At 45.4% G+C, this 16580-nt stretch carries 20 protein-coding genes, 2 tRNA genes and 2 rRNA genes; 22 read left to right on the top strand and 2 right to left on the bottom strand.

The features are described 5' to 3' along the window. The first annotated feature begins 1 nt into the window (after nt 1). The 16 genes from ACYCSE_RS05975 (at nt 2) to ACYCSE_RS05900 (ending at nt 11323) form a co-directional block, all read left to right on the top strand. Nucleotides 2–646 (top strand): adenylate kinase, encoded by a 645-nt coding sequence (locus ACYCSE_RS05975; RefSeq protein ID WP_061831398.1) that lies wholly within the window; start codon nt 2–4, stop codon nt 644–646. 5 nt (nt 647–651) lie between these two features. Then, entirely contained in the window at nt 652–1191 is a 540-nt protein-coding gene (locus ACYCSE_RS05970; RefSeq protein WP_061831399.1) for a M24 family metallopeptidase, read from the top strand. 9 nt (nt 1192–1200) lie between these two features. Then, nucleotides 1201–1509, top strand: a complete 309-nt coding sequence (locus ACYCSE_RS05965; protein ID WP_013312145.1) for a KOW domain-containing RNA-binding protein — start codon at nt 1201–1203, stop codon at nt 1507–1509. A gap of 2 nt (nt 1510–1511) precedes the next feature. Further along, entirely contained in the window at nt 1512–1727 is a 216-nt protein-coding gene (gene infA / locus ACYCSE_RS05960; RefSeq protein WP_006212898.1) for a translation initiation factor IF-1, read from the top strand. Nucleotides 1728–1845: 118 nt separating this feature from the next. Continuing rightward, nucleotides 1846–1959, top strand: coding sequence for a 50S ribosomal protein L36 (gene rpmJ, locus ACYCSE_RS05955; protein WP_003333770.1), 114 nt, complete (start codon nt 1846–1848; stop codon nt 1957–1959). Nucleotides 1960–1980: 21 nt separating this feature from the next. After that, nucleotides 1981–2349 carry a 30S ribosomal protein S13 gene (rpsM, locus tag ACYCSE_RS05950; protein WP_007432560.1) on the top strand — a complete coding sequence of 123 codons (369 nt, stop codon included), beginning with the start codon at nt 1981–1983 and terminating at the stop codon, nt 2347–2349. 19 nt (nt 2350–2368) lie between these two features. After that, nucleotides 2369–2764, top strand: a complete 396-nt coding sequence (gene rpsK, locus ACYCSE_RS05945) for a 30S ribosomal protein S11 (RefSeq protein ID WP_013312144.1) — start codon at nt 2369–2371, stop codon at nt 2762–2764. 135 nt (nt 2765–2899) lie between these two features. Continuing rightward, on the top strand, nt 2900–3844 hold the full coding sequence (locus ACYCSE_RS05940; protein WP_007432558.1) for a DNA-directed RNA polymerase subunit alpha: 945 nt from the start codon (nt 2900–2902) through the stop codon (nt 3842–3844). A 34-nt stretch (nt 3845–3878) separates the two neighbouring features. After that, nucleotides 3879–4244, top strand: a complete 366-nt coding sequence (gene rplQ, locus ACYCSE_RS05935) for a 50S ribosomal protein L17 (RefSeq protein WP_013312143.1) — start codon at nt 3879–3881, stop codon at nt 4242–4244. 151 nt (nt 4245–4395) lie between these two features. Continuing rightward, complete coding sequence (gene truA, locus ACYCSE_RS05930) at nt 4396–5181, top strand: tRNA pseudouridine(38-40) synthase TruA (protein ID WP_061831400.1); 786 nt, start codon at nt 4396–4398, stop codon at nt 5179–5181. Between the two features lie 183 nt (nt 5182–5364). Then, nucleotides 5365–5802, top strand: coding sequence for a 50S ribosomal protein L13 (gene rplM, locus ACYCSE_RS05925; protein ID WP_013312141.1), 438 nt, complete (start codon nt 5365–5367; stop codon nt 5800–5802). A 20-nt stretch (nt 5803–5822) separates the two neighbouring features. Next, complete coding sequence (gene rpsI, locus ACYCSE_RS05920; protein WP_013312140.1) at nt 5823–6215, top strand: 30S ribosomal protein S9; 393 nt, start codon at nt 5823–5825, stop codon at nt 6213–6215. A gap of 1181 nt (nt 6216–7396) precedes the next feature. After that, nucleotides 7397–8089 carry a phosphoadenylyl-sulfate reductase gene (locus ACYCSE_RS05915; RefSeq protein WP_013312138.1) on the top strand — a complete coding sequence of 231 codons (693 nt, stop codon included), beginning with the start codon at nt 7397–7399 and terminating at the stop codon, nt 8087–8089. 53 nt (nt 8090–8142) lie between these two features. Beyond that, complete coding sequence (sat, locus tag ACYCSE_RS05910) at nt 8143–9312, top strand: sulfate adenylyltransferase (protein WP_459701829.1); 1170 nt, start codon at nt 8143–8145, stop codon at nt 9310–9312. Nucleotides 9313–9380: 68 nt separating this feature from the next. After that, nucleotides 9381–10157, top strand: coding sequence for an N-acetylmuramoyl-L-alanine amidase CwlD (gene cwlD / locus ACYCSE_RS05905; protein WP_459701828.1), 777 nt, complete (start codon nt 9381–9383; stop codon nt 10155–10157). Between the two features lie 59 nt (nt 10158–10216). Beyond that, a complete protein-coding gene (locus ACYCSE_RS05900; RefSeq protein ID WP_459701827.1) occupies nt 10217–11323 on the top strand; it encodes an Mrp/NBP35 family ATP-binding protein in 1107 nt (368 codons plus the stop codon). A 37-nt stretch (nt 11324–11360) separates the two neighbouring features. Here ACYCSE_RS05900 and gerD read toward each other — a convergent pair whose 3' ends face one another. Together gerD and pdaB are read right to left on the bottom strand one after the other, a co-directional pair. Next, entirely contained in the window at nt 11361–12110 is a 750-nt protein-coding gene (gene gerD, locus ACYCSE_RS05895; protein WP_459701826.1) for a spore germination lipoprotein GerD, read from the bottom strand. A 106-nt stretch (nt 12111–12216) separates the two neighbouring features. Beyond that, the gene (gene pdaB, locus ACYCSE_RS05890) at nt 12217–12996 is read right to left on the bottom strand and encodes a polysaccharide deacetylase family sporulation protein PdaB (RefSeq protein ID WP_061831406.1); all 780 of its coding nucleotides are present in this window, start codon (nt 12994–12996) and stop codon (nt 12217–12219) included. Between the two features lie 98 nt (nt 12997–13094). Between pdaB and ACYCSE_RS05885 the strand changes: the two genes are divergently transcribed. The 6 genes from ACYCSE_RS05885 to ACYCSE_RS05860 all read left to right on the top strand — a co-directional run bounded on the left by ACYCSE_RS05885 (nt 13095) and on the right by ACYCSE_RS05860 (nt 16541). Next, nucleotides 13095–13709 (top strand): stage II sporulation protein M, encoded by a 615-nt coding sequence (locus ACYCSE_RS05885; RefSeq protein ID WP_254351868.1) that lies wholly within the window; start codon nt 13095–13097, stop codon nt 13707–13709. A 192-nt stretch (nt 13710–13901) separates the two neighbouring features. Beyond that, the gene (locus ACYCSE_RS05880; protein WP_013312131.1) at nt 13902–14132 is read left to right on the top strand and encodes a hypothetical protein; all 231 of its coding nucleotides are present in this window, start codon (nt 13902–13904) and stop codon (nt 14130–14132) included. A gap of 420 nt (nt 14133–14552) precedes the next feature. Beyond that, a 16S ribosomal RNA gene (locus ACYCSE_RS05875) occupies nt 14553–16108 on the top strand. Between the two features lie 104 nt (nt 16109–16212). Next, a 5S ribosomal RNA gene (gene rrf / locus ACYCSE_RS05870) occupies nt 16213–16329 on the top strand. 38 nt (nt 16330–16367) lie between these two features. Beyond that, a tRNA-Ile gene (locus ACYCSE_RS05865) sits at nt 16368–16444 on the top strand. Between the two features lie 21 nt (nt 16445–16465). Then, a tRNA-Ala gene (locus ACYCSE_RS05860) sits at nt 16466–16541 on the top strand. The last annotated feature ends 39 nt before the right edge of the window (nt 16542–16580 follow it).

Here is a 16580-nt window from a genome sequence, read left to right as displayed (position 1 = left end):
TGTGAATATTTTGATCATGGGCCCTCCGGGGGCTGGTAAAGGTACACAAGCAGATGTCATTGTGAAGGAATTCGGCATTCCTCATATCTCGACAGGTGATGCTTTTCGCCTAGCGATGAAACAGGGAACACCTATTGGCATTAAAGCTAAAGAATATATCGACAAGGGTGAACTTGTTCCGGATGACGTAACAATCGGTATCGTTGAAGAACGGCTACAACAGCCAGATTGCAAGAAAGGGTTCTTGCTGGACGGTTTTCCAAGAACTTTGGCTCAAGCTGAAGCCTTGGATCAAATTTTGGGTCGTTTGAATACGAAGCTAGATGACGTCATCAACTTGAAAGTGGATAGTGACAACTTGTTGGCACGAATCACAGGACGGCGGGTTTGTAAAAGCTGCGGAACTAGCTATCATATTGTCTTTAATCCTCCTAAGGTTGAAGGCATTTGCGATAAAGACGGTGGGGAACTCTATCAGCGTCCTGACGATAATGAAGATAGCGTAAGAACACGACTTGAAGAATATAGTAATAAAACAGCACCACTCCTCACGTTTTATGAGAACCAGAATCTTCTGCGTCATATTGACGGAGAACAGGATATTGATGTGGTTTCCCAAAATATCGTGTCCTTGTTGCGGGGTTAGCTGTAATGATCATTTGCAAGTCGGGGACGGAATCAAGCTTAATGAGGAAAGCTAAGAGAATAGATACGGAGACGGATCATCTCTTGGCAGGACACATCGAGCCCGGTATTACGACCGGTGAACTTGATCATTTAGCTGATCGGTATATTCGCAGTCAGGGAGCTGTGCCGTCTTTTAAAGGTTATAACGGTTTTCCTGCTAGCATTTGCGCTTCAGTCAACGAACAACTGGTGCACGGATTTCCCGGCAAACGCAAGTTAAACAAAGGCGATATCATCGCGAAAACTCGCCAGTTTACAATGTCGCATGCCATTCGGCAATATATTGAGAATCCAAACCGTGGTATTCCTGAGCAGGGGCCGAGGCTGAAAACCGGCATTGGGCTGGCTATTGAATCTATGATTCAGATAGGTTCTCACCATGTAGGGACGCTGGAAGACAACTGGACGGTCGTTACGATGAACGTAACCTCATGTGCTCATAACGAGCAAGCGGTGACGTGCGAAACGGGCGGCATGGACATTTTCACGAAACTGAGTGCGTAGGTGATTGGAATGATTCAGCAAGGAAACCTGCAAATCGGTCAGCTGGTGAAGATTCTGAAGGGCAGAGGTGCCGGACAGATTGCGGTTGTCGTTTCAGTAGCAGATAGCAGGTTTGTATATATTGCGGATGGGGATAAACGAAAGTTTGATCAAGCGAAGAAGAAAAATGTTCTTCATTTGGTGCCTCAGCCAAAGATTAGTAGCGAGATTGTAAACAGTTTAAACGAAAGCGGTCGGGTGACGAACGGAAAGCTGCGCCATGCAGTGAAAACTTTCCTGGACTCGTCCGAATACCAAGCTGAAGAGAAAGGAGACTGACTTTGGCCAAAGAAGATGTCATTGAGGTTGAAGGTACGGTAATCGAGCCACTACCGAACGCTACGTTCAAGGTAGAGCTGGAGAACGGTCATCAAATTCTTGCTCATGTTTCCGGAAAGCTGCGGATGCACTTTATCCGTATTTTGACAGGCGACAAGGTGGTTGTACAGTTATCGCCTTACGATTTAACCAAAGGCCGTATAACGTACCGCAAGTAATTCATGCAGGTTTTTATTAAACGTATGTCATTTAAAAAAACTTGTTTTGCTCGGCAAAACGATGTGAATGTTCACGAAGCGAGTTTTACCAGGGTAAAGCTTGGAGGAGGTAATCAACATGAAGGTAAGACCTTCTGTAAAACCTATTTGCGAAAAATGCAAAGTCATTCGCCGCAAAGGGAATGTAATGGTTATTTGCGAAAATCCGAAACACAAACAAAAACAAGGTTAATAGAAGGGGGTGTAGCGTAAAATGGCTCGTATAGCTGGTGTGGATTTGCCACGTGACAAACGCGTTGAGATCGCCTTGACTTACATTTTCGGAATCGGTAAAACGACTTCTCAGAAAATCTTGAAGGAAACAGGCATCAGTGCAAACACGCGTGTTCGTGATTTGACTGAAGATGAAGTGAGCAAATTACGTGAAACGATCGACAAAGAAGTTAAAGTAGAAGGCGATTTGCGTCGTGAAATTTCCTTGAATATTAAACGTCTGACTGAGATTGGCTGCTACCGTGGTGTTCGTCACCGTCGTGGATTGCCTGTTCGCGGACAACGTACTAAAACTAATGCTCGTACCCGTAAAGGTCCTCGTCGGACTGTAGCGAACAAAAAGAAATAAGAAGGGAGGATAACATTCAATGGCTAAACCGAAAAAAGTTGTACGTACAAAACGCCGTGACCGTAAAAATATCGAGACTGGCGTGGCACACATCCGTTCCACGTTCAACAACACGATCGTTACGATCACAGATCCACACGGTAACGCAATCTCTTGGGCCAGCTCAGGCGGCATGGGATTCCGTGGTTCCCGTAAATCTACTCCATTCGCAGCACAAATGGCTGCAGAAACTGCTGCTAAAGCTGCTATGGAACACGGCATGAAAACTGTCGAAGTCATGGTTAAAGGACCTGGTGCAGGTCGCGAAGCAGCAATTCGCTCTTTGCAAGCTGCTGGTTTGGAAGTTAACCTGATTAAAGACGTAACTCCGGTACCTCATAACGGATGCCGTCCTCCAAAACGTCGTCGCGTCTAATGAGATTTCTCCTCTGCGTGTAGTATAGATCCGGCACAAACTGCCAAGAATGGATGTTTAGGTATACTGCATGATAGACTATGGATAAGGTGAATGTTTCATATAGGAGCGACGTTTTGAAGGAGGGATATTGCAGTGATAGAAATCGAAAAGCCGAAAATTGAGACGGTTGACGTCAATGATGATGGCACCTATGGAAAATTCGTAGTAGAACCGCTGGAACGCGGATACGGTACGACGTTGGGTAACTCGCTTCGCCGTATTCTGTTATCCTCGTTACCGGGGGCAGCAGTCACATCGGTTCAGATCGATGGGGTTCTGCACGAGTTTGCAACGGTTCCCGGTGTGAAGGAAGACGTAACGGAGATCATTCTGAACTTGAAAGCTTTATCGCTTAAAATCCACTCGGATGAAGAGAAAGTACTCGAAATCGATGCGGAAGGCGAAGGAGTTGTAACGGCAGGAGATATCCGTGCGGATAGTGATGTGGAAATTCTTAATCCGGATCTTCACATTGCTACGCTCGGACCGGGTTCGAGACTTCACATGCGTATTTTTGCCAATCGCGGTCGCGGTTACGTTAAGCAGGATCGGAACAAACGTGATGACCAGCCGATCGGCGTCATTCCCGTCGACTCCATCTACACTCCGATTGCACGCGTGAACTACGGCGTAGAAAATACGCGTGTCGGCCAGGTTACGAATTACGACAAGCTGACACTTGAGGTTTGGACTGACGGAAGTATTCGTCCCGAGGAAGCAGTGAGCCTTGGAGCCAAAATTTTGACCGAGCATGTGATGTTGTTCGTGGGTCTCACGGACGAGGCAAAAGATGCTGAAATTATGGTTGAAAAAGAAGAAGACAAGAAAGAAAAAGTTCTTGAAATGACGATCGAAGAGCTGGATCTCTCCGTCCGTTCCTATAACTGCCTTAAGCGCGCTGGTATCAATACGGTACAAGAACTCACGACTAAATCTGAAGAAGATATGATGAAGGTCCGTAACTTGGGTCGCAAATCTTTGGAAGAAGTACAAGAGAAGCTTGAGGAACTTGGTTTAGGACTTCGTACGGAAGAATAGTACAGCAACGTTTTTGTGAAGGAGGGGAAATTACATGGCATACCAAAAATTGGGCCGTAACTCCAGTGCCCGTAAAGCTTTGTTTCGTGATTTGGTAACCGATCTGTTCTTGTATGAGCGTATCCAAACTACTGAGGCTAAAGCGAAAGAAGTTCGTTCTATTGCTGAAAAACTGATCACCAAAGCGAAAAAAGGAGATCTGCACGCACGTCGTCAAGTGGCTGCGTTCGTTCGCCGTGAAACTTTGGATGGTGAGCAGGATGCAATCCAAAAGCTGTTTAGCGAATTGGCTACACGTTACACTGAGCGTCCAGGTGGATACACTCGTATCTTGAAATTGGGACCTCGTCGTGGCGACGCCGCTCCAATGGTATATCTGGAATTGGTTGACCGCGCGTAGACAGGCGAAGATGAGGGAAGGGTGGACAGAATCGGCTTGATTCTGAACAACCCTTTTTTTCTCTTGGAGGAGTCCTTGAGGGACTTCTCCTTTGTTATGTTCGGTTATTCCTTGTAAGGCCAGAGACTACCCCTATAAAGGTGTGAGAAACATGCGGAACTTGTGCATGAAGGTGAACTATGACGGAACCCACTATGATGGCTTTCAGACGCAGCCTGACGGTAACACCATTCAGGACTGCCTTGAACATGCTATTTACTCATTGACGGGCGAGCGTCTTAAAATTACAGGCTCAGGCCGTACAGATGCAGGTGTACATGCATACGGGCAGGTATTCAATTTTCACACTGAATCGCCGATTCCGTTACAGCGCTGGTGTCTGGCACTTAATGCCTGGTTGCCTCGTGATATCATCGTTACGGATGCGAGAGAGGTGCCACTGTCCTTTCATGCACGCCGCATGGCGAAGCGGAAGACATATCGGTACAGTATTAATGCGAACCGGTTTCCGGACATCTTTCACCGTCGTACACAGGCCCATCATCCAACGAGACTGGATGTAAGAGCGATGGAGGAAGGGTTGGCTCATTTAGTGGGCACCTTTGACTATACTTCGTTCGCATCTCGACGTTCCCAAAAGACGAATCATGTTCGCACTATTTACGAAGCCTATATGACAGTAGACCATTCCTTTTCACGTCCGGGCTCGGATGATCAGGGAATTATCCATACTTATATTACAGGTAGCGGATTTTTACAGCACATGGTTCGGATTATTATGGGTACTTTGCTGGAAGTGGGAGAAGGCAAAAAATCGTCGGATGATATTCCTTCCATTTTGGAGGCGAAAAATCGTTCAAAGGCTGGACCTACGGCCGTTGGACACGCTTTAACGCTCTGGAATGTAGAGTACGACGAAAACATCAAAAAACATTGATTTTACCCTTGCGGAATTGATGGTTATCCTGTAATATAAAAGTTGTGTTTTCTTAATGGCTTTCCCACAGCCCCAATTAAGATAATCACTTTAAATTAACATCTAATCCATCAATAATGCAGCAACTTAACGAACGAAGATAAATGATGATTTCTGTTAACGAACTTAAGGAGGATACTTTTCATGCGTACTACGTATATGGCGAAGCCAAATGAAGTTGAGCGCAACTGGCACATCATTGATGCCGAAGGCAAAACGCTCGGCCGTCTGGCAAGCGAAGCGGCTGCGTTGATTCGCGGCAAACACAAGCCACAATTTACACCACATGTGGACACAGGTGATTTTGTTGTTGTAATCAATGCGGAAAAAATCGTATTGACCGGTAAAAAAATGGAGAACAAGAAATACTACCGTCACTCCCTGCATCCGGGTGGTCTGAAAGTAACGGTTGCACAAGAAATGGTTAAGAACAAGCCTGAGCGTATGTTGGAATTGGCTGTTCACGGTATGCTTCCTAAAACTCGTCAAGGCGAGAAAATGAAGCTGAGACTTAAAGCTTACAGAGGCACTGAGCATCCACATGCAGCACAAAAACCTGAAGTTTACGAACTTCGCGGATAATTAAAAGGGAGGACAGTTTCATGGCACAAGTACAATACTATGGGACAGGTCGTCGTAAACATTCGGTAGCTCGTGTTCGTCTCGTACCGGGTGAAGGACGCATTGTCATCAATAAGCGTGATATTAATGAATATTTTGGTTTGGAAACTCTCAAACTGATCGTAAAACAACCACTGAACCTGACAGAAACAGTTGGCAGCTATGACGTACTCGTTATCGCTCATGGTGGTGGTATCTCTGGTCAAGCCGGCGCAATTCGCCACGGTATTTCCCGTGCTCTGTTGAAAGCAGATCCGGAATTCCGTCCAGCTTTGAAAAAAGCAGGCTTCTTGACTCGTGACCCACGTATGAAAGAACGTAAAAAATACGGTCTCAAAGCCGCTCGTCGTGCACCACAGTTCTCGAAACGTTAATATTTCGAATACAGAAGAACCTTTTCCTTATGGAAAGGGTTCTTTTTTATTTAGTCATTTCCTGATCCTTATCCACATGTGGATAAGTAGACCTACTCTAAAAGTTACAAGCTTCAGCATGTTTCAGCGAATACATAAATAACTGCATGCAAATGCACGGAATACGAAAAGTTATCCACCATGGAATTGATGATGATATTGTTATACACAAATACAGTTTGCTATTTCAACGCAGCTTATTCTGTAATGTTTATAACCTGTGACTAAAAATATAATGTTCGGCTATTCAATATAGCCTCATCTTAATATTCTTTGCTAAGTGCTTTTCACGAGGATACTTTGCTTTCACTTGTTTATGTAAAGTCCTCCTTGATATGTTCTGGCTGGCACTGTCTATGCCTCTTGTACAGCTGTTTTGGGCGTAGCTAGGGATACGGCAAGAAATACCTCTTTTTATTTGTATGCCGGAGCAGAAGGACGGTCCTTAGCCTAGCGTGCCCGCTTCCTAGACTACTGCTATTGCAACGGCGATGTAATGTTACTGGTAATAGAAATAGTCTACAGCAATCGCTCCAAACTATAACCGGGAGCCCGTGTATTGTCCGACTGTCTACCCTCATAAAATCGCCCTTCATTGATGACAGGCTTTAAATAGGCTTCCAGTAGCGATAAGAGTTCTGCTTGTGTCCAGTGATCAATTCCTCGGGAATTGCCGCTACGAGCGCTTTGGGATTGAATAGAGGTTTAATAAGAGTTCAGCGCGCAGTCATTCCTTTTATAATTTTCAGAATGAAGGCATCGCTGACGCCAGAGCTCCAGAATAGTAGAGTGGGTTTCACTTGCTTTCTTCTACAGATGGTTCTTGCTTGATCAAAGCAACCCAAAGCTGTTCAGCATTACCGATGGCTGCCGCGCACTGGGCCTATGGGCCATTTTTCAAATGTTTGGTATAAGAATATTTTATATAAAGTCAATGAACTTGATTGGATACGCAAGAAAGCATTAAAGAATGCTGACAGAGCAACATTCCTGCAAATTTAGGTGGATAAATGCTTGCATCAGGGCATTTTGCGGTGGATTGACAATGATTGTGAAAGTTTTATACTGTATTTAATCTTATTAGTTTAGTCGGTATTGGAGTGACACTTATTTATGAATCTTCATATGGAGGCGCATTGATAATGAATTTATTGGAGAAAGAAGCGTTGATTAGAGTCAAGGCAATTGAACTGGAAGAGGCTACGCCAGAGGAAATTATCCAGTATGCTGTTCTTACATTTCCCAATCTTACCTTTGCTTGTAGCTTCGGAGCAGAAGATGTAGTACTAGTAGATATGCTTCAAAAAATTAGCCCTTCCACCGACATTTTTTACTTGGACACCGACTTTCATTTTCAAGAAACTTATGATACGCGAGATCAGATGAAAGCCAGATATAACTTGGATTTTGTTAGGGTCTCTCCCTTAATTACTCCTGAAGAGCAAGCGGCTGAGCATGGAGAGGAACTGTGGAAAACAGATCCAAACACATGTTGTGGTATACGCAAAGTTGAGCCGCTGACACGTATTTTGTCACAATACGATGCATGGATTACCGGTATTCGCCGGGATCAGGCCCCTACCCGTGCGAATTCAAAAAAGGTAGAGTATGACGAAAAGTTTGGACTCGTTAAATTTAACCCCTTGGCAAGCTGGACATCCGAGGATGTATGGAACTATATCCGTACTCATGAAGTGCTGTATAATCCATTGCATGACCGCAATTATCCCAGTATCGGTTGTGAGCAATGTACCCGTGAGGTCCTACCAGGTGAAGATCCTCGTGCAGGTCGCTGGTCAGGCAATGAGAAAACGGAGTGTGGGCTCCATCAATAAAATGGTATTCAGGTAGCTATGAGTCATATTTATGAAGAGAAGGGAAGTGCATTATGACTGCAATTCTTCCGCATGGCGGAACACTTGTTGATAAAATCATTACAGGACCGAAGCAAAAAGCACTTTTGCAGGCCGCAGAGGAATTGTTCCCAATCTGTGTAAACTCATGGACCATTTCTGATCTGGATTTGATTGGAGTGGGGGCATTCTCTCCTTTGACGGGGTTTATGAATGAATCTGATTATCGGTCAGTGGTAACAGATATGCGTCTTGCCGATGGTACAGTCTGGAGTATTCCCATTACTCTTGCAGTTGCAGAAAGTGTAGCCAGTGAATTGAAATTAGGTCAGCAGGTGGCTTTGGTGGGTGAAACAGATGGTACTATTTATGCTGTACTTGATATTGAAAGTATTTATCAGGTAGATCAGGCTGAGGAAGCCAGACGAGTATTCAAGACGGATGATCCGGCTCATCCTGGCGTAAAAAAACTGTTAGATCGACCTGCTACGTATGTTGGTGGATGTGTGCAAGTGCTGAATCGGCCTGAGCCGACACAATTTAGTGAGTTTTACTATACACCTTCACAGACACGCGACTATTTTGCAGAAAAAGGCTGGAAAACAGTAGTCGGATTTCAAACACGAAATCCGGTACACCGGGCACATGAGTACATTCAAAAAAGCGCGATGGAGATTGTGGATGCTTTGTTTCTAAACCCACTCGTTGGTGAAACCAAGTCAGATGACGTTCCGGCAGATGTGCGTATGAAGAGCTATCTGGTGCTGTTGGACAATTATTATCCGGCTGATCGGACTTTTCTGGGGGTATTTCCTGCTGCCATGCGATACGCGGGTCCTAGAGAGGCCATTTTCCATGCTATTGTGCGAAAAAACTATGGCTGCACCCATTTTATTGTTGGAAGGGATCATGCTGGTGTAGGAGACTATTATGGTACCTACGAAGCACAGGAAATTTTCAGGCACTTTACACCTGAAGAGCTGGGGATTACTCCATTGTTCTTTGAACACAGCTTTTATTGCACCCGATGTGGAAATATGGCCTCAAGTAAAACATGCCCACATCCCAAGGAGCATCATTTAACGCTCTCGGGCACCAAGGTACGGGAATTGTTGCGCTCTGGGGTTTGCCCGCCACCTGAATTTACACGACCGGAAGTCGCTCAAGTGCTGATTGAAGGTATGAAAGAATTTGTTCATGCCTGAGTTGTACTATCTACACGCCTCGTCCCATATAGATTATTAGTATCTGTATAGGACGGAGGCGTTTTGTTATGCAAAAAAATAATCGTAAAAACGAGGTTACACTGTGGATTCGCTATCGGACGTTGCAAAAAATGCTGTTGGGCTGTTGTCTCGCCGTTCTATTTATTACACTGGCATTGTATGAGATACCTGCTTCGAGAGCTTGGACCCATTGGAGTTTACCCCTTACTGGTAAAGTAATTGCCCTGGATGCTGGACACGGAGGGCCTGATGGAGGGGCGGTTAGCAAAGAAGGGATTATTGAAAAGGATATTAATCTGGCAATCGCTTTTTATTTGCGGGATTATTTACAGCAAGCAGGTGCTGTTGTTGTCATGACACGTGAGGATGACCGCGACCTGGCGCAGCAAAAAACGAAAGGTTATTCCAGAAGAAAAACGGAGGATTTGAAGCAGCGTGTGCGTATAATTGAGGAGCAGAAAGCAGACCTCTTTCTAAGTATCCATATGAACAGTATTCCGTCGAGCCGTTGGAGTGGAGCCCAAACCTTTTACGTACCTAACCATGCAGATAACGGGAATTTGGCGTCTTTAATTCAGGAAGAGATCAAACGCAACTTGGAAAATACGGACAGAGTGGCTAAGACCGTGAACACAGTTTATTTATTGAAAGCTCTCAAAATGCCATCAGCCCTTGTAGAAGTAGGATTTTTGTCCCATCCTGAGGAAGCTAGACGACTTAGTGACGTGAACTATCAAAGGCAGGTGGCGGCGTCCATATATAAGGGGATTTTGCGTTACAGTGCCGGGGAAAAGGGGATCTCACCAGCACCTGAAGCCAGATAGTGGTATACTGTAAGTGTTTACCACTCCGTAATTCATTAGAGCAGAGGTGCTGATAATTCATGCAATCAAGAGAGCAAGTTATAGAGCTACTTCAACAAGTACGGGAGCCTCATACAGGACGCCGTCTAGTCGATCTCCATTTTATTCGGGATGTGGTGGTTAAAGAGGATCGGGTATCCTTGACTGCCATTACCCTGAATAGCCAGGAAGAGACGCTGAAAGAGTTGGAACGAGAAATACGGCAGACATTAGAAGAGGCGGGATTAAGTCACGTTCATATTCGTATTCGTGAGGCATCTGAGCATGAAAAGTCTGCCCTTCAAAATGGAGAGGAGGCCGAGGAAGCGGCTGACCCGGTTTTGACCAAAGGACATGCTGTTGGCATGGAAGAACATGAGCTGCTTAGCCCAGCATCTGGCGTACGATTTATTGCCATTGCAAGCGGAAAGGGTGGTGTCGGAAAATCGACAGTAGCTGTAAATTTGGCGGCTGCTTTAGCTAGACAGGGGAAGCGTGTGGGTTTAATTGATGCGGATATCTATGGATTCAGTGTGCCGGATATGATTGGAGTAGAGGATGTGCCTTCTGTCGAAGATGGTATCATTCAGCCAGTGGAGCGATTTGGTATCAAAATCATGTCTATGGGCTTCTTTGTCAGAGAGAACAACCCGGTGATCTGGAGAGGTCCCATGCTGGGGAGAATGCTCAGACAATTTTTTAGTGATGTCGAATGGGGAAAACTGGACTATATGATTCTCGATTTACCACCAGGCACTGGCGATGTAGCGCTTGACGTACATCAAATGATTCCGCAGAGTGAAGAAATCATTGTCACTACTCCACATGCGACGGCGGCTTTTGTAGCTGCACGTGCAGGCGCAATGGCGCTTCAAACGGATCATAAGGTCATCGGCGTTGTGGAGAACATGTCTTATTATGTGTCCTCCACTGGAGAAAAGGACTATGTTTTTGGGCGAGGAGGGGGGGCTATGCTGGCAGACACTCTTCATACAAAACTTCTTGCTCAAATTCCGCTGGGTATTCCAGATAACCATCCGTCAGAGGCCGACTTTTCTCCATCTGTATATAAATCTGAGTCTGCCACGGGGACCATTTACAATGATATTGCTGCTCAGATTACGATCTTGCACACGGAATCTGAATAAAGAAAAAAGAGGCTGGTTTATTAAACCAGCCTTTTTATTATTGGCTTCCTCCTTGTTCTCCTTCGCCCCCACCTTCGCTACCTCCACCACCACCTTGCTTATCGCCGCCTGCACCGCTTTGCTCACCACTTTTTTTCTCAACCTTGGGTTGAAGCTCCTCTTGTACGACGGTTTTGAGTAAATTCATAACCTCAAGTCGGAAAATTGGATTTTGCATGGCATCATGCATGACTGTCATAGATTGTTTGCGATATTCAGGGGTTTTAGTTAAGTCCATATACATTTTGGTTAATTCTGGTGACTTGAGCATTGCTTCAATTGATTTTTGATAAGAAGGGTCTTTTATAAGTTGCATATGAAGCTGTTTGCTTTGGCTGTTGATGGCTTTGGCAAATTCTCCGGCAAAACGCGGATCAGTCATAATCTTTTCGATTTCTTTTTTATATTCAGGTGATACCAAAGTATCTTTGACTGCGATCTTCATTTGTTCAGCCGATTGCATGGGCATAAGCATTTTCATTCCCATGCTACCACCAGATCCACCACCAGACCCACCCTCTTCACTGCTTTGACCGGATTGTCCTTCTTTGGATGAACTGTTTTCCCCGGTTAAAGCCTCCTCTACCGCTTTTTTTCCGTCATCGCTTTTCAGGATATCGACAACCATCGTTTTCATCTCTTTATAACTGTTCTGGGGGGGCGTAGAACCCTGATCCGAGCCGCATCCACTCAGTGCAACGCCCAGTACGCATACCGTGCTAACAAATCGCAAACGAGTCCAATTCATGGCCGTATTCCTCCTTCATCATGAATGTGGATAGTATGCGGATGAATGGGGAGAAATATGTCGATTTGCTTTTGGTTTTTAGCTGAGAACGATGTAAAATAACTCCTTAAAGACCCAGTGCCTGATCGCGTACCTCTTTGCCTTTTACTGTACCCTGTTGAAGCAGTTCGGATACAGTCACGAATTCATAGCCTTGTGCGCGCAACTTGTCAATAATGACGGGCAGGGCTTCATGCGTTTGTTTACAGGAATCACTGGCATGCAGAAGGACGATATCGCCAGGATGCGCTTTATTTACAACACGGTCGATTATGACCTGAGTACCAGGGTTTTTCCAGTCCAGGGAATCTGTATCCCACTGAATGGTTTTGTAGCCTAAAGTGCCGGCAACCTGAAGGACTCTTTTATCAAAGTCGCCATTAGGCATACGGATCAACTTCGGGGACTGTCCTGTCAGTTCGGTTAATGTGGTATGAGCAATTGAAATCTGCTTACGAATATCTTCATCGCTTAAGCTACTGTAATTTTCGTGTTTATGGCCATGACTGCCGATCTCAAATCCGCTTTCTTTAATCTGATTCACAAGTTCCGGATGTGTTTTACTCCAAGGGGCAGAAAGAAAAAAGGTGGACTTGGTCACTTTTTTATCCTCAAGGACTTTTAAGATGGGGGCAGTACGCTTATCGCCCCAACTAATATCAAAGGTGAGAGCGATCAACTTTTTGTCCGTGGGCACACTATAAATAGCGGTTGGTGCTTCCTCGGAAAAAACTGTAACATTATCGGTTTCTACATAAATGACTCCGACAGTAAAGATGGCTGCAGCCATTACGATTAAGAATCGTTTGATTTTTTTACCGTTTAATACATAAAAAAAAGAATTCATGGTTAATAACGCCCCTTTCATCCTAGAAGTGCTTGTTTACTTAAAGCTATGCCAGGGGTTGTCAATTATTCCATTGGGCTAATAGGAGGAATTATCAAATGGGACTAAACGCATTTTTTCACGACTTACACATGACAAGACGGTTAATTTTAATCTCTGCACTTCTTTTCTGCACAAGTATTATAGTGGGGTGGTTAAGTACAGGCACTATTCAATCCATGCTGGCGCAACAAATGGAGGGACTGGGAGAAGTAGCGCAGTACTTGCAGAATTCTGAGCATCCACAATGGAGTTTTTTTGTATTTATCTTTTTCAATAATGCAATTAAATGTGTGCTGGTCATATTTATGGGGGCTGTATTTGGAATCGTACCGTTTATATTTTTGATTGTGAACGGTATGGTTTTAGGGTTTGTAGTACACTTGCAGACAGATATGGGAAGAAGTATGTATGAAGTTGTTGTAAAAGGGTTACTGCCTCACGGTGTGATTGAATTGCCTGTTTTGATTATCGCCTGTGCCTTCGGATTGAAGTTTGGAATCAACATAATGTCTACTATAGGTACAAGCATAGGGCTAAAGCGCAAAGGAACTGGCCCATCGTGGAATGTATTTAGGAAACAAACGTTGAGGGTATCCCTATGGTCTGTCATCTTACTGCTTATAGCAGCTGCTATTGAGAGTGGCATAACTTATCGTTTATTGTCACAATAAAATATTATGGCCAATTATTTATATATTTCCTGAAAATTGAACATAACAAAGGGGAGAGCTTAAAGAGAAGCTGAAGATTAATCGGGGGAAGTTTGAAACCTTAGCAGTTGAGTTTAAAAACAGGTAAAGATTGGAACAATAGTTGAGCAAATATAAGTACTATATAATCTGCTGATAAGGGAGTTTGGTCATATGTTGGGAATGCTGTTTAACGAAAAAGAATGCAAGGAACTTGACTACGTTCTTCGTAAGGAGCTAGATGAAATGCTGCTTGATATGAGCGATACTCGATTGGATCAAGATATTCGCTACGCAATCGCACTTCGATATAAAACAGTCTTCCGCATGTATGCCCGTTTTGCACCCGCCAAGGAACTATCAAAATATGCTCGCAGAGGGCGAGTCCCACAAACCAAACAATAGATAGGTTAGAAAACATATCAGAGATATCAGGAAGTAAACTATTTTAAAAAGCTTATACTTTCTGATATCAAAAAAAGTATTGACTCTATTCAATATTCATGGTAAATTAATTTTCGTTCCTTTTTGAAGGATTTGCTCGAAAAAAGAAATTAAAAAAAACTCTTGCAAATTCTAAAAAGAGATGATATATTATAAAGGTCGCCACTGAGACGCGGTGACGAAACAAAGTAAGACATTATGCAAGTTTGATCTTTGAAAACTGAACAACGAGTGAGTACGGATTTTGTTTACAAAATCCAACGCAGAAATTTTGGTACATGCCATTAGGTTGTATGAAATGGAAGCGAAAATGAGATATTTTATCTCGTCAGTTTCAAAATGAGCTTATCGCTCTTTCTATAAACTAACTTCGGTTGGTCTTTAATGGAGAGTTTGATCCTGGCTCAGGACGAACGCTGGCGGCGTGCCTAATACATGCAAGTCGAGCGGGGTTGTGTAGAAGCTTGCTTCTACACAACCTAGCGGCGGACGGGTGAGTAACACGTAGGCAACCTGCCCACAAGACAGGGATAACTACCGGAAACGGTAGCTAATACCCGATACATCCTTTTCCTGCATGGGAGAAGGAGGAAAGACGGAGTAATCTGTCACTTGTGGATGGGCCTGCGGCGCATTAGCTAGTTGGTGGGGTAAAGGCCTACCAAGGCGACGATGCGTAGCCGACCTGAGAGGGTGATCGGCCACACTGGGACTGAGACACGGCCCAGACTCCTACGGGAGGCAGCAGTAGGGAATCTTCCGCAATGGGCGAAAGCCTGACGGAGCAACGCCGCGTGAGTGATGAAGGTTTTCGGATCGTAAAGCTCTGTTGCCAGGGAAGAACGTCTTGTAGAGTAACTGCTACAAGAGTGACGGTACCTGAGAAGAAAGCCCCGGCTAACTACGTGCCAGCAGCCGCGGTAATACGTAGGGGGCAAGCGTTGTCCGGAATTATTGGGCGTAAAGCGCGCGCAGGCGGCTCTTTAAGTCTGGTGTTTAATCCCGAGGCTCAACTTCGGGTCGCACTGGAAACTGGGGAGCTTGAGTGCAGAAGAGGAGAGTGGAATTCCACGTGTAGCGGTGAAATGCGTAGAGATGTGGAGGAACACCAGTGGCGAAGGCGACTCTCTGGGCTGTAACTGACGCTGAGGCGCGAAAGCGTGGGGAGCAAACAGGATTAGATACCCTGGTAGTCCACGCCGTAAACGATGAATGCTAGGTGTTAGGGGTTTCGATACCCTTGGTGCCGAAGTTAACACATTAAGCATTCCGCCTGGGGAGTACGGTCGCAAGACTGAAACTCAAAGGAATTGACGGGGACCCGCACAAGCAGTGGAGTATGTGGTTTAATTCGAAGCAACGCGAAGAACCTTACCAGGTCTTGACATCCCTCTGACCGGTCTAGAGATAGGCCTTTCCTTCGGGACAGAGGAGACAGGTGGTGCATGGTTGTCGTCAGCTCGTGTCGTGAGATGTTGGGTTAAGTCCCGCAACGAGCGCAACCCTTATGCTTAGTTGCCAGCAGGTCAAGCTGGGCACTCTAAGCAGACTGCCGGTGACAAACCGGAGGAAGGTGGGGATGACGTCAAATCATCATGCCCCTTATGACCTGGGCTACACACGTACTACAATGGCCGGTACAACGGGAAGCGAAATCGCGAGGTGGAGCCAATCCTAGAAAAGCCGGTCTCAGTTCGGATTGTAGGCTGCAACTCGCCTACATGAAGTCGGAATTGCTAGTAATCGCGGATCAGCATGCCGCGGTGAATACGTTCCCGGGTCTTGTACACACCGCCCGTCACACCACGAGAGTTTACAACACCCGAAGTCGGTGGGGTAACCCGCAAGGGAGCCAGCCGCCGAAGGTGGGGTAGATGATTGGGGTGAAGTCGTAACAAGGTAGCCGTATCGGAAGGTGCGGCTGGATCACCTCCTTTCTATGGAGAATCGTTTCCGGAGAGCGGAAACATTCAAATATGAAGCGTAAGCTTCAAAAACTACTCACTCGTTGCTCAGTTTTGAGAGCTCAAACTCTCGAACGTTTGGTGGCGATAGCGGAGGGGTTCCACACGTACCCATCCCGAACACGACCGTTAAGCCCTCCAGCGCCGATGGTACTTGGACCGCAGGGTCCTGGGAGAGTAGGACGTCGCCAAGCGCAACCACTAAAGAAGAACTTCTTTGGTGGTTTATTATGGGCCCTTAGCTCAGCTGGTTAGAGCGCACCCCTGATAAGGGTGAGGTCGGTGGTTCGAGTCCACTAGGGCCCACCATATAACTTTATATTTCCTTTTGGGGCCATAGCTCAGCTGGGAGAGCGCCTGCCTTGCAAGCAGGAGGTCAGCGGTTCGATCCCGCTTGGCTCCACCAAAAAGATTTATTATCATTGCACCTTGAAAACTGGATACC

The sequence above is a fragment of the Paenibacillus sp. SEL1 genome (assembly GCF_054602535.1).
The sequence above is the reverse complement of the archived record's forward strand: the minus strand, read 5'-3'. Positions and strand labels throughout refer to the sequence as shown.

What these genes read in the sequence shown, in the direction of transcription:
- ACYCSE_RS05970 (WP_061831399.1), top strand. Translation starts at nt 652, where the DNA reads ATGATCATTTGCAAGTCGGGGACGGAATCAAGCTTAATGAGGAAAGCT.
- ACYCSE_RS05965 (WP_013312145.1), top strand. Translation starts at nt 1,201, where the DNA reads ATGATTCAGCAAGGAAACCTGCAAATCGGTCAGCTGGTGAAGATTCTG.
- rpmJ (WP_003333770.1), top strand. Translation starts at nt 1,846, where the DNA reads ATGAAGGTAAGACCTTCTGTAAAACCTATTTGCGAAAAATGCAAAGTC.
- rpsM (WP_007432560.1), top strand. Translation starts at nt 1,981, where the DNA reads ATGGCTCGTATAGCTGGTGTGGATTTGCCACGTGACAAACGCGTTGAG.
- rpsK (WP_013312144.1), top strand. Translation starts at nt 2,369, where the DNA reads ATGGCTAAACCGAAAAAAGTTGTACGTACAAAACGCCGTGACCGTAAA.
- rplQ (WP_013312143.1), top strand. Translation starts at nt 3,879, where the DNA reads ATGGCATACCAAAAATTGGGCCGTAACTCCAGTGCCCGTAAAGCTTTG.
- truA (WP_061831400.1), top strand. Translation starts at nt 4,396, where the DNA reads ATGCGGAACTTGTGCATGAAGGTGAACTATGACGGAACCCACTATGAT.
- rplM (WP_013312141.1), top strand. Translation starts at nt 5,365, where the DNA reads ATGCGTACTACGTATATGGCGAAGCCAAATGAAGTTGAGCGCAACTGG.
- rpsI (WP_013312140.1), top strand. Translation starts at nt 5,823, where the DNA reads ATGGCACAAGTACAATACTATGGGACAGGTCGTCGTAAACATTCGGTA.
- ACYCSE_RS05915 (WP_013312138.1), top strand. Translation starts at nt 7,397, where the DNA reads ATGAATTTATTGGAGAAAGAAGCGTTGATTAGAGTCAAGGCAATTGAA.
- sat (WP_459701829.1), top strand. Translation starts at nt 8,143, where the DNA reads ATGACTGCAATTCTTCCGCATGGCGGAACACTTGTTGATAAAATCATT.
- cwlD (WP_459701828.1), top strand. Translation starts at nt 9,381, where the DNA reads ATGCAAAAAAATAATCGTAAAAACGAGGTTACACTGTGGATTCGCTAT.
- ACYCSE_RS05900 (WP_459701827.1), top strand. Translation starts at nt 10,217, where the DNA reads ATGCAATCAAGAGAGCAAGTTATAGAGCTACTTCAACAAGTACGGGAG.
- gerD (WP_459701826.1), bottom strand. Translation starts at nt 12,110, where the DNA reads ATGAATTGGACTCGTTTGCGATTTGTTAGCACGGTATGCGTACTGGGC.
- pdaB (WP_061831406.1), bottom strand. Translation starts at nt 12,996, where the DNA reads ATGAATTCTTTTTTTTATGTATTAAACGGTAAAAAAATCAAACGATTC.
- ACYCSE_RS05885 (WP_254351868.1), top strand. Translation starts at nt 13,095, where the DNA reads ATGGGACTAAACGCATTTTTTCACGACTTACACATGACAAGACGGTTA.
- ACYCSE_RS05880 (WP_013312131.1), top strand. Translation starts at nt 13,902, where the DNA reads ATGTTGGGAATGCTGTTTAACGAAAAAGAATGCAAGGAACTTGACTAC.